We start from the raw sequence: 11,400 nt of genomic DNA on the forward strand, positions 1-11,400 counted from the left end.
ACGTGCCGGTGAACATGCACAGGGGAGGGCCAAGATGTCAGGATGGGCGGCAGGATGGGAACAGTGACTCGGGTACTTGCGGTCGCCAATCAGAAGGGCGGAGTCGCCAAGACGACGACGGTGGCATCGGTCGGCGCGGCGATGGTCGAGCAGGGCAAGAAGGTGTTGCTCGTCGACCTCGACCCCCAGGGTTCGCTGACGTTCTCGCTCGGCCACGACCCGGACAAACTGCCCGTCTCCGTCCACGAAGTGCTGCTCGGAGATGTCGAACCCGACGTCGCGATCGTGGAGACCCCCGAGGGCATGTCGTTGCTGCCGGCCAACATCGATCTCGCGGGTGCCGAGGCGATGCTGCTGATGCGGGCGGGCCGCGAGCATGCCCTCAAGCGGGCGCTGGACAAGGTCAGCGCCGAGTTCGACGTCGTGATCATCGACTGCCCGCCGTCGCTGGGCGTGCTGACGCTCAATGGGCTGACAGCCGCCGACGAGGTCGTGGTCCCGTTGCAGTGCGAGACGCTGGCCCACCGCGGCGTCGGCCAGTTCCTCCGAACGGTGTCCGACGTTCAGGCCATCACCAATCCGGATCTGAAGATGCTGGGCGCGCTGCCCACGCTCTACGACTCGCGCACCACCCACAGCCGTGACGTGCTGTTCGACGTCGTCGACCGCTACGGCCTGCCGGTGCTCGCGCCGCCGATTCCGCGCACGGTGCGATTCGCGGAGGCCAGCGCGTCGGGCGCCTCGGTGCTGACCGGCCGCAAGAACAAGGGGGCGATGGCCTACCGCGAGTTCGCCGACGCGCTGCTCAAGCACTGGAAGACGGGCAAGGATCTCGCCACGTTCACGCCGGACCTTTAGCCGAGCGCGACGAGGTCGTCCCCCCGCAGCTCCAGCACCGTCGTCCCCGCCACCGCCGGCACGACCGGACCGTCGACCGGCGGTCGCTGCACCGGGATGTGCTTCTCGCCGGTACCCGTCTCCGGATCGAACACGTCGTAGCCGGTGGTGACCGGCACCAGGAGCTTGCCGGCCATGATCGTCGCGGGACCCACCGGCGCGTCCGGACCCGTCGCCGCGACGGTGTACTTGTATCGAAGGTCGTTGCCGGAGAACACCATCAGCGCGTCGCCGGTCCACCACGTCACCAGGTCGCCGGCTTTCGACATGGTCGCCTCCGGCGACGGCGGACCGTCGACGATCGTGGTGTCGACCGTCGCACCGGTGTCGTCGATGAGGTCGAGCCTCGGCTTAGGCGTCGGGACGTAGAGGGCGGTGTAGGTGTCGCTGACCGCGACCACCCGGGCGCCGGTCCCGTCGGCGACGCCCGTCTGCTGGACGTACTTCGCCTCGGGGGAGTCCTCTTCATCGGATGGGCGCAGCAGGGTCAGGCGCAGATCCTGCGATTCGCAGGCCTCCAGCACCGACACCGAGTCGGAGCTCGCCCCTGCGGACACGAATCGGCACAGCGGAGTGGCGGGCACGCCGGGCTTGATCGGTGCGTCGAGGGCACCGTAGCTGAGCATGCGGACCATGTCCGAACGCCACATCTCCAGACGGGTCTCGCCCTGCGAGAGGACTGTGCTGCCGTCACCGGACAGCGTGACGTGGCGGTCGGCGTAGCTGGTGCGCGCCGGGCCGCGTCGCCCCGTCTTCGCGTCCACGGTGCTGACCTGGCCGCACCCGCGCGCATCCGGATAGACGGCCACCGCGTAGTTGTAGACCCACGTGACACCGCAGAGATCCAGATCGCGGGCGTAACTCCACACGACGTCGCCGGTGGCGGGCTCGCGGCCCTGCATCGCCTGGCCGTCCCCGGTGACGACGGCGCCGCCGACGACCAGCGGCCGGGTGGTCTCCCCACTGCGCGCCGTCCACAACTGGGTCAGCGAATCCGGTACCGCGACAGCCGGTTTCAGGCTCGGGAGCGGCTCGGCGGCGGGTGTGCTGCGCGTTGCCCGCGCATCACTGGTCCACCACACGACCGCTGCCACCAGAACGATGACCCCGGCGATCGCAGCAGCCGCCACCAGGTCCGCCCGAGTGCGGCGTTCGGGTTTGACCAACGCAGTCGGTTAGTTGGTGCCCGCGGACGTCCCTGCGGCCGTCCCTGCAGTTGAGGCCTTGTTGGGGCGGCGACGGCGACGCCGGCGGGCGGGACGGGGTGCGCCGTCGCCTGCGCTGTCGGAATCCGAAGCCTCTGACGAGGATGTGTCCGCGGCGTCGGGAGTGCCCTCGGGGTGGCCGCTGACCGACTGGCCGCCACGGGTACGGCGCCGGGTGCGGTCGCGTGCCGGCCGCTCGGCGCGGGGTTCCCGCGGCTCACGCTTGGGCTTGTCCGCCGAGCGCGCCGGCTTACCGATGGAGCCGCCGGCCTCGGTCGGGATGTTGAGCTCGTCGTACAGGTGCGGAGAGTTGGAGTACGTCTCGGCGGGATCGGGCGTGTCGAGCCCCAGCGCCTTGTCGATCATGGACCAGCGCGGCAGCTCGTCCCAGTCGACGAGCGTCACCGCGATGCCGGTCTTGCCGGCACGACCCGTGCGGCCGATGCGGTGCACGTAGGCCTGCTCGTCCTCGGGGATCTGGAAGTTGATCACGTGGGTGATGTCGTCGATGTCGATACCGCGCGCCGCCACGTCGGTGGCCACCAGGACGTCGACGTCACCGTTGCGGAACCCCTTGAGGGCCTTCTCGCGCGCGCTCTGTCCCAGGTCACCGTGCACCGCGCCGACCCTGAAGCCGCGCTCACCGAGTTCGTCGGCGACCTTCTGGGCGGTGCGCTTGGTGCGGGTGAAGATCATCGTGGCGCCGCGGCCCTCGGCCTGCAGGATGCGGGCGACCATCTCGACCTTGTCGAGCGCGTGCGCACGGTAGGCGAACTGCTCGGTGGTGTCGTGGGTGGCCGACCCTTGAACGCCCTCGGCCCGGATGTGCGTCGGCTGGGTCATGAACGTGCGGGCCAGTGTGATGATCGGGTCCGGCATGGTGGCCGAGAACAGCATGGCCTGGCGCTTGGCCGGGATCTGCTTGAGGATGCGCTCGATGTCGGGCAGGAAGCCCAGGTCCAGCATCTCGTCGGCCTCGTCGAGCACGAGCACGTTGAGCCCACCGAGTTGCAGATGGCCCTGCTGGGCCAGGTCGAGCAGTCGGCCCGGGGTGCCGACGACGACGTCGACGCCCTTCTGCAGGGCCTCGATCTGGGGTTCGTAGGGGCGGCCACCGTAGATCGCGGTGACCGTCAGCTTGCGGGTGTCGTCGGCCATCAGGTACTTCGACGCGTGGACGAGGTCCTCGTAGACCTGGATGCACAGCTCGCGGGTCGGGACGACGACCAGCGCGCGCGGAATGCCGGTCAGTGGCCGCTCGGTGTCGGTGGTGATCCGGTGCAGCAGCGGCACGCCGAACGCGAAGGTCTTGCCCATGCCGGTGCGGGCCTGACCGATGAGGTCGTCGCCGGCCAGGGCCAGGGGCAGCGTCAGCTCCTGGATCGCGAAAGCGTGCTCGATGCCGTTCTCGGCGAGGGCGCGGACGATCTCGTCACGCACTCCGAGCTGGGCGAATGTGGGATTGGGGTGTGTGGTAACCGGAGTCATGCTCGGTAAACGAAGCCTTTCACTTGTTCCTCATGCGGGTCCACGCGCGCACGAGTTGTGAAGAGAACTTCGCGGGCCCTGCGCTGAGGAGGCGGGCCACCGCGTGCACGCACATTTCTTAGGTGTCTGCGGCGAGAACTTGCCGGCGTGAGCTGGTTCGAACAGTCGGCACGCACACCGACACCATCGCCCATGGTAGCCGGTCGACTGCGCAGAAGCGGCATCGTGGCCGCTGGAGTCTAAGGTTGGGGCATGAATTCGACGCCGTCTGAGGCTGCTGCGTCCGCCCCGACGGGCGAGCTGGGGGACCTGTCCGGGCACGCTGACGCGCCGCCGATCTCTCTCGATCACGCGGGCATCACCGAACTGTTCGCACTGCTCGCCTACGGCGAGGTCGCGGCCTTCTACCGCCTCGCCGAAGAGGCCAGGATGGCGCCCAATCTCAGCGGTCGTATCAACATGGCCGCGATGGCGGCCGCGGAGATGCAGCACTACGAGGTGCTCCGCGACGCGCTCGGGCGCCGCGGCGTCGATGTGGTTCCGGCGATGACCCGCTACGCGTCCGCACTGGAGAACTACCACCGCCTGACCACGCCCAGCACCTGGCTGGAGGCACTCGTCAAAACCTACGTGGGTGACGCGATGGCCGCGGACTTCTATCTGCAGATCGCCGATGTGATGCCCGACGAGGCCGCCGAGGTGGTGCGGTCGGTGCTCGCGGAGACCGGGCACTCTCAGTTCGTCGTCGCCGAGGTCCGCGCCGCGGTGACGGCCAGCGACCGGCAGCGGCACCGCCTGGCGCTGTGGTCGCGCCGCCTGCTCGGTGAGGCGATCACGCAGGCCCAGTTCGTGATGGCCGACCACGATGAGCTCGTCGATCTGGTGATGGCAGGCGGTGGCCTGTCGCAGATGACCGAGTTCTTCGACCGTCTGCAGAACACCCACAACGCCCGGATGCAGGAGCTCGGGCTGGGCTGAGCCGGCGGCGCACCGGCGCGGGGACCGCTAGCGCGTGCAGTTGGTGATGATCGAGTTGTTGTTCTGCACGGCGATCAGCGAGCCGTTGGCGTCGAGGATGGCGCAGTTGAGCTGACCGGACACGCTGGTCGCGGTGACCGAGCTGAGCGTCACGCCCGGGTTGAGGACCACCGTCTTCGTCCACGGCAGCGCCGCGTTCACATCGGTCTTCAGCGCGCCCTGCTCGTCGGTGTAGATGATCGTGACGAGGTCGAGTAGGGCCCGGTTGCCGGTGATCCGGTAGGTCACGGTGCCGGGCGCGGCCGCGGCCGGCGGCGGGGCGGCCTGCGGGGCGGGCAGCAGCGGTGACGGGGCCACCGGCGCCGGGGTCTCCGCGGACGGGGTCACCGTCGTGACCGTCTCCGCGGGCAGCGACGGAGACGCCGGGGCGGCGGCGCGCGGTGACGGTGCGGCAGACGGTTCCGGAGCGCTGGAGGTCGGCAGCGGAGCTGCCACGGTCGCCGTGACGGAACCGCTGTCCCCGCCGCCGAGGATCATGCTGACGGTGATGACGGCGACGAACAGGATCGCCCCGGCGACACCGGCAATCCACATCCAGCGGCGGTCGATGCGCGCCTCGTCGAGGTATTCGTCATAGTTCTCGACGTCGGTGTAGTCGTCGGTGTCGTACGCGTCGTGGGCGTCGTGATCGCCTGGCCGGTAGTCCCGGTACGGGGGAAGGGCGTCGGTGTCGCTGTCGCCGTAGCGGTCCAGTTCGTCGACATCGCTCCCGCCGTATCCACCGCCGCGCCGTCCGCTGGCTCGCCCGCTGCGGATTCGCTCGGTCGGCGTCAGTGAGTACGGTGATTGCGCGGTATAAGGCCTGTTCATGAAGCTTTCCAGTCGTCCTGTATCCGGTGTCGCGGCCGATGCTACTGAGACAGAGGTGACGGATGAGGCTGACGCGCGTTCGACGCGGTCACGGTCGGGACTCGGTTCGGTCGCCGCGCTGTTATGGCACTGCCCGAAATCCCGCCGAGGTCGGTTGTTCGCTCTGCGCGAGGGCGCGGTGGCGGCTCCGTCGCACCGCGCCGACGTCCACTAGCCTCCATAAGGAAGACGAGCATTTCGAACAGAAGGGTTTCCACCGTGGAGGTCAAGATCGGTGTCACCGACAGCCCGCGCGAGCTGGTTTTCGCCAGCGCGCAGACGCCGGCCGAGGTGGAGAAGTTGGTGGCCGACGCGCTGAGCGGCGAGCCCGGCGTCCTGGGTCTCACCGACGAGAAGGGGCGGCGTTTCCTCGTGCAGTCCACGCGGATCGCCTATGTCGAGATCGGTGCCGCGGATTCCCGCCGGGTCGGGTTCGGCGTCGGCGCCGTCGGCTCAGAGGCCGTATAACTCACGCCAAACGTGCGTCCCGCGTGGCAGTTTCGATCGAGATGCCACGCGGGGCGCACGTTGTCGTTGTGGCCAGGGGGTAGCTAGGACCGTGTCAGCGGCACGTGGGACAGCCCGCCCCAGATGAACTGCACGGTGCCCTCGACGGCGTCGTCCTTGTCGATGGGGCGCTCGTTGTTGAGCCAGTACCGCGCCGAGTCGACGCTGATGCTGACCAGGCCGACCGCGATCATGCGGGCCCGGTGGGGTTCCAGGCCGGAGTCGTGGCTGATCAGGTCGAACACCGCGTCCGTGCAGGACTCGGTGGCGACCTTGACCTGGGCGGCGACCTGCGGCTCGGTCACATAGTCGTTCTCGAAGATCAGCCGGTAACCCTGGCTGTCATGCTCGATGAAGTCGAAGAACGCCTGCACGGCGGCGCGCACACGCTGGCGGTTGTCGGTCGTGGTCCGCAGTGCCTGGCGCACCCCGGAGACCAGATTGTCGACGTGACGCTGCAGCACCGCCAGGTAGAGCTCGACCTTCGAGGAGAAGTGTTGGTAGAGAACCGGTTTGCTGACACCCGCACGGTCGGCGATCTCGTCCATGCCTGCGGCGTGGTAGCCGCGGTCGACGAACACTTCGCTCGCCGCGGCCAGCAGCTGACCCCGGCGCTCGTCGCGCGGCAGACGGTTGCCACGTCGGGCCGCACCGGAGGAGCCGGTGCCGTTCGCCGGCTGGCCCCCTCGCCGCGGCGCCGTCTTGGCGAGTTCGCTCATCAGAACCTCGAGATCTCCGGCCGGCTCGACCGGCGGCTTCAATTCGCTGCGTATGACAGTACTACCGTTGGCCGACCCTACGCCTCAGGACAGCGCTCGACCGCGCCCGCACGCCGGAACGCCGCGCGCCGTACTTCGGTGGCGCGCCGGACCTTCACATCCCTTGACCTGTGTCATCCTGTTTCGGTGACCTACGACCCGGGGCGCGGTCGCGTGCCGGTGCTGCGCGACGAATGGCGAGAGCCGCTTCGCGCGCAACGCGACCCGCTGGCAGAGCACCCGGGACGGGTGCGCTCCAACCGGGATGAGCACAGGCGCTGGCGCAAACAGACCTGGATCGGTCGCTTCGTCTCCACCTACGGGTGGCGGGCCTACGCGTTGCCTCTGCTGGTGGTGCTCACCGCGGTCGTGATCTACCAGACCATCACCGGCACGAGCGCGCCGCAGGCGGTCGAGGACGAGGGCCCGGTTCAGGGCCCGCCGACCATCGGGGTTCCGAGCACGTCCATCGTCGGCGCGCCGCCCAAGGGCCTGACCGAGTTCGACGCGAACCTGCCGACCGGGATCCTGCCGCAGGGCGGCCCGTTCACCGAAGCCGGCGCAGGCACCTGGCACATCGTCCCCGGCGCACTTCCTCAGGTCGGCCAGGGCACCACCAAGGTCTTCACCTACACCGTCGAGGTCGAGGACGGCGTCGACACCACGACCTTCGGCGGCGACGAGGGCTTCGCACGGATGGTCAGCGAGACCCTGGCCAATCCGAAGAGCTGGACCCACAACGCGCAGTTCGGGTTCACCCGCGTCGACGCCGCCGCCGGCGTCGTCCCCGACTTCCGGGTGTCGCTCACCTCGCCGATGACGATCCGCCAGGGCTGCGGCTACGACATCCAGCTCGAGGCGTCCTGCTACAACCCCGCGTTCGGCGGCCAGCCCCGGGTGTTCATCAACGAGGCGCGGTGGGTGCGCGGCGCGGTCCCGTTCCAGGGCGACATCGGGTCCTACCGGCAGTATGTGATCAACCACGAGGTTGGACACGCCATCGGCTACCAGCGCCACGAGCAGTGCACGGAGAACGGCGCCCTCGCGCCGATCATGATGCAGCAGACGTTCTCCACCAACAACAACGACGCGGCCAGGTTCGACCCCGGCACGGTCACCCCGGACGGCCTGTCCTGCCGCTTCAACCCGTGGCCGTACCCGATCGCCTGACACCGTCGGTCCCTCCGCACCGCGAGCGCGCGCGTCTGCACGCCGCCGCGCCGCAATTCTCGTGCCAGCGCGCGCGCTCACCGAGCCCGAGCGCGCGGGAAGGGTCGGGCCCTCGTTGCTGTTGACATCGGTACCTGCTGAGATGGGTCATACAGCCAACCAAGGAGATAGTCGGTGTCGACACCGTTGCCGCCGCTGGTCGAACCAGCTGCTGAACTCACCAAAGAAGAGGTCGCGCGCTACAGCCGCCACCTCATCATCCCCGACCTCGGTCTGGACGGTCAGAAGCGTCTGAAGAACGCCCGCGTCCTCGTCATCGGCGCCGGTGGACTCGGATCACCGACCCTGCTCTACCTGGCCGCCGCCGGCGTCGGCACGATCGGCATCGTCGAGTTCGACGTCGTCGACGAATCCAATCTGCAGCGCCAGATCATCCACGGGCAGTCCGACATCGGCAGGCCGAAGGCGCAGAGCGCCAAGGACTCCGTGCTCGAGGTCAACCCGCTCGTCACGGTGAACCTGCACGAGTTCCGTCTGGAACCCGACAACGCGGTCGAACTCTTCGAGCAGTACGACCTGATCCTCGACGGCACCGACAACTTCGCGACGCGCTACCTGGTCAACGACGCCGCGGTGCTGGCGGGCAAGCCGTACGTCTGGGGCTCGATCTACCGCTTCGAGGGGCAGGTGTCGATCTTCTGGGAGGACGCGCCGGCCGACGAGGGCGGCAGAGAACGTGGCCTGAACTACCGCGACCTCTACCCCGAGCCGCCGCCGCCGGGAATGGTGCCGTCGTGCGCCGAGGGCGGCGTGCTCGGCATCCTGTGCGCGTCGATCGCGTCGGTGATGGGCACCGAGGCGATCAAGCTGATCACCGGGATCGGCGATCCGCTGCTGGGCCGGCTCATGGTCTACGACGCGCTGGACATGAGCTACCGGACCATCAAGATCCGCAAGGATCCGTCCACCCCGAAGATCACCGAGCTCATCGACTACGAGGCGTTCTGCGGAGTGGTCTCCGATGCGGCCGCGGAAGCCGCTGCGGACTCCACGATCACGCCGCGTGAGCTGCGGGAGCTGCTGGACTCGGGAAAGCCGTTGGCGCTGATCGACGTCCGTGAACCGGTGGAGTGGGACATCAACCGCATCGAGGGCGCCGAGTTGATCCCCAAGGGCGGATTCGAGAGCGGTGAGGCGCTCTCCAAGCTCGACAACGACCGGACCCCGGTGTTCTACTGCAAGACCGGTATCCGCTCGGCGGAGGTGCTCGCCATCGTCAAGAAGGCGGGGTTCGCGGATGCGATGCACGTCCAGGGCGGGATCGTGGCCTGGGGCAAGCAACTCGAACCCGACATGGTGATGTACTAACGCGGGGTTCGACCTCTCGGCGCTTAGGCTGTGGCGGTGACTGCAGAGCGACCGCCAGAGCATGTACTCGCAGCTTTCGGGCTGTCCGGCGTGCAACCGGCTCCGCTCGGCTCCAGCTGGGAGGGCGGTTGGCGCTGTGGCGAAGTCGTGCTGTCGATGGTCGCCGACCACGCCCGCGCGGCCTGGTCGGCGAAGGTCCGGGAGACGCTGTTCGTCGACGGGGTGCGGCTGGCCCGGCCCGTGCGCTCTACCGACGGACGCTACGTCGTCGCGGGCTGGCGGGCCGACACCTACGTGGCCGGCACCCCCGAACCTCGCCATGACGAGGTCGTCTCCGCGGCGGTGCGCCTGCACGAGGCGATGGCGAAGCTGGAACGCCCGAGGTTCCTGACCCAGCCGCCGATCGCGCCGTGGGGTGACGTCGACGTCTTCATCGCCGCGGACCGCGCGGCGTGGGAGGAACGGCCGCTGCACTCGCTGCCTCCCGGCGCCAGGGTCGGGCCGGGAGCGGCCGACGGTCAGAAGTCCATCGAACTGCTCAACCAGCTGGCGACGCTGCGCCGCCCGACCAAGAGCCCGAGCCAGGTGGTGCACGGAGACCTCTACGGCACAGTGCTTTTCGCCGGCACCGCAGCGCCCGGGATCACCGACATCACCCCCTACTGGCGCCCGCCGGCGTGGGCGACAGGTGTCGTCGTGGTCGACGCGCTGTCGTGGGGCGAGGCTGACGACGCGCTCATCGAGCGGTGGGCGCAGCTGCCGGAATGGCCGCAGATGTTGTTGCGGGCGTTGATGTTCCGGCTGGCGGTGCACGCCCTGCATCCGAGGTCGACGGCCGCCGCGTTCCCGGGTCTGGCGCGTTCGGCGTCGTTGATCCGCCTGACGCTCTGAGGCCTCGCGGTTCCGCCGAACGGAGGTTCCCGGCTGTGATCGCGGTCGGATTCACCGCTGTGGCGCCAGGCTCGACGCGTCAGAACGTGTGCCGGTACTCCGCGAGCGGCACCCTGCCGTCGCGGGCGAGGACGCCCTCGGCGCGCAGCCGGTCGAGCTGACGGCCGGCCAGATGCGGGGCGGGCCGGCCCGACACCGGAATCACCCTGTGCCATGGCAGATCCGCCGAATCCGTGCGCATGATCCACGCGACGATGCGCGGACTCGACAGGCCGGCTGCACCGGCGATGTCGCCGTAGGTCGCGACCCGGCCCGCAGGGATCGCCGCGACGAGCGCGCGTACGACCTCGACCTGATCGTCGGTGATCGCGGCCATGGTCAGGGAAGCAGATCCCGGATGAGCCTCGCGGTCTCGGCGGGCCTGGCGAGGGGCACCATGTGGTCGCAGTCCCATTCCAGCAGTGTGAAATTCGGTCCCAGGCCGGCGTCGAGGGCGGCGACCAGTTCGTCGCCTGCATACGGCGGATCGGTACGGGTTGCCCGCACCAGCGTGGTCGGCGTGCCGTCGCGGGGAATCACCGCGGGGCGGGTCAGCTCGCTCCAATAACACAGCATCGCCGGGATGCTGATCCGCCACCCGACCCGTCCGCCGGCGGAGGCGACGAGGTGTTCGTCGAGTTCGCGGTCGAGCTCGTCCTCGGCGACCTCACCCCACGAACCGCCGATCTTCTCCTGGCGGGCTTCCTCCCGATCGGTGTAGTCGGGGGAGGTGTACATCTCGTCGGCGATCTCGCGCATCCACCGCCCGTCGAGCCCCACCGCCGGATCGAGCAGCACCAGCCCGGCGATCAGATCGGGCCGCGCCGCAGCGAGGTTCAGCGCGATCGCGCCTCCGAACGAGTGACCCACGACTACCACCGGGCCGACCACCGGGCCCTCGGCTTCGGCGTCCAGGAGCGCGGTCAGGGCCGCCACGTTGGCCTCGATCGTCCACGGCGCATCCCACGACGACCGCCCGTGTCCCACCAGATCGGGGGCGACGGCGGGGATGTCGGACAGGTGACGGGTGAACAGACTCTCCCAACGCTTACCGTGGCCGGTCAATCCGTGGATCGCCAGAACGCGGGCGGGTCCGGCCGGTCCGAAACGGTAGGTGCACAGCTGTTCGGTCACACCCGCAGATGCTGCCAGGTGTTGTGGACGGCGGCCAGGTCAGGGCCACTTGTCGT

At 69.1% G+C, this 11,400-nt stretch carries 13 protein-coding genes; 7 read left to right on the top strand and 6 right to left on the bottom strand.

Going from position 1 to position 11,400, the window contains the following annotated elements; all coding sequences use genetic code 11:
- The first annotated feature begins 63 nt into the window (after window positions 1-63).
- Complete coding sequence (locus tag DYE23_RS07675; RefSeq protein ID WP_013472460.1) at window positions 64-858, top strand: ParA family protein; 795 nt, start codon at window positions 64-66, stop codon at window positions 856-858.
- On the opposite strand, the gene DYE23_RS07680 is transcribed toward DYE23_RS07675, so the two are convergent.
- Both DYE23_RS07680 and DYE23_RS07685 read right to left on the bottom strand, forming a co-directional pair.
- The gene (locus DYE23_RS07680) at window positions 855-2,063 is read right to left on the bottom strand and encodes an Rv3212 family protein (RefSeq protein ID WP_041788062.1); all 1,209 of its coding nucleotides are present in this window, start codon (window positions 2,061-2,063) and stop codon (window positions 855-857) included. The genes DYE23_RS07675 and DYE23_RS07680 overlap by 4 nt on opposite strands.
- Before the next feature lie 9 nt (window positions 2,064-2,072).
- Entirely contained in the window at window positions 2,073-3,590 is a 1,518-nt protein-coding gene (locus DYE23_RS07685) for a DEAD/DEAH box helicase (RefSeq protein ID WP_013472458.1), read from the bottom strand.
- Between the two features lie 252 nt (window positions 3,591-3,842).
- Here DYE23_RS07685 and DYE23_RS07690 point away from each other — a divergent pair, with 252 nt between their 5' ends.
- The gene (locus tag DYE23_RS07690; protein WP_013472457.1) at window positions 3,843-4,568 is read left to right on the top strand and encodes a ferritin-like fold-containing protein; all 726 of its coding nucleotides are present in this window, start codon (window positions 3,843-3,845) and stop codon (window positions 4,566-4,568) included.
- Between the two features lie 27 nt (window positions 4,569-4,595).
- Here DYE23_RS07690 and DYE23_RS07695 read toward each other — a convergent pair whose 3' ends face one another.
- Window positions 4,596-5,438, bottom strand: coding sequence for a hypothetical protein (locus DYE23_RS07695; protein WP_115326923.1), 843 nt, complete (start codon window positions 5,436-5,438; stop codon window positions 4,596-4,598).
- Between the two features lie 55 nt (window positions 5,439-5,493).
- Here DYE23_RS07695 and DYE23_RS30800 point away from each other — a divergent pair, with 55 nt between their 5' ends.
- Entirely contained in the window at window positions 5,494-5,652 is a 159-nt protein-coding gene (locus DYE23_RS30800) for a hypothetical protein (protein WP_172527729.1), read from the top strand.
- Between the two features lie 44 nt (window positions 5,653-5,696).
- A complete protein-coding gene (locus DYE23_RS07700; protein ID WP_011895509.1) occupies window positions 5,697-5,945 on the top strand; it encodes a DUF3107 domain-containing protein in 249 nt (82 codons plus the stop codon).
- Between the two features lie 83 nt (window positions 5,946-6,028).
- On the opposite strand, the gene fasR is transcribed toward DYE23_RS07700, so the two are convergent.
- Complete coding sequence (gene fasR / locus DYE23_RS07705) at window positions 6,029-6,703, bottom strand: HTH-type transcriptional activator FasR (RefSeq protein WP_011895508.1); 675 nt, start codon at window positions 6,701-6,703, stop codon at window positions 6,029-6,031.
- A gap of 186 nt (window positions 6,704-6,889) precedes the next feature.
- Here fasR and DYE23_RS07710 point away from each other — a divergent pair, with 186 nt between their 5' ends.
- The 3 genes from DYE23_RS07710 (at window position 6,890) to DYE23_RS07720 (ending at window position 10,171) form a co-directional block, all read left to right on the top strand.
- On the top strand, window positions 6,890-7,912 hold the full coding sequence (locus DYE23_RS07710; protein WP_041800319.1) for a DUF3152 domain-containing protein: 1,023 nt from the start codon (window positions 6,890-6,892) through the stop codon (window positions 7,910-7,912).
- Window positions 7,913-8,086: 174 nt separating this feature from the next.
- Window positions 8,087-9,280, top strand: a complete 1,194-nt coding sequence (moeZ, locus tag DYE23_RS07715) for an adenylyltransferase/sulfurtransferase MoeZ (protein ID WP_013472454.1) — start codon at window positions 8,087-8,089, stop codon at window positions 9,278-9,280.
- Window positions 9,281-9,316: 36 nt separating this feature from the next.
- Window positions 9,317-10,171 carry a TIGR02569 family protein gene (locus DYE23_RS07720; RefSeq protein ID WP_115328896.1) on the top strand — a complete coding sequence of 285 codons (855 nt, stop codon included), beginning with the start codon at window positions 9,317-9,319 and terminating at the stop codon, window positions 10,169-10,171.
- A gap of 79 nt (window positions 10,172-10,250) precedes the next feature.
- Here DYE23_RS07720 and DYE23_RS07725 read toward each other — a convergent pair whose 3' ends face one another.
- Together DYE23_RS07725 and DYE23_RS07730 are read right to left on the bottom strand one after the other, a co-directional pair.
- Window positions 10,251-10,547, bottom strand: coding sequence for an MGMT family protein (locus tag DYE23_RS07725; RefSeq protein ID WP_013472453.1), 297 nt, complete (start codon window positions 10,545-10,547; stop codon window positions 10,251-10,253).
- Window positions 10,548-10,549: 2 nt separating this feature from the next.
- Complete coding sequence (locus DYE23_RS07730; RefSeq protein WP_099961099.1) at window positions 10,550-11,344, bottom strand: alpha/beta fold hydrolase; 795 nt, start codon at window positions 11,342-11,344, stop codon at window positions 10,550-10,552.
- Window positions 11,345-11,400: the final 56 nt, after the last annotated feature.

It is taken from the genome of Mycolicibacterium gilvum (assembly GCF_900454025.1).
Lineage (GTDB): Bacteria > Actinomycetota > Actinomycetes > Mycobacteriales > Mycobacteriaceae > Mycobacterium > Mycobacterium gilvum.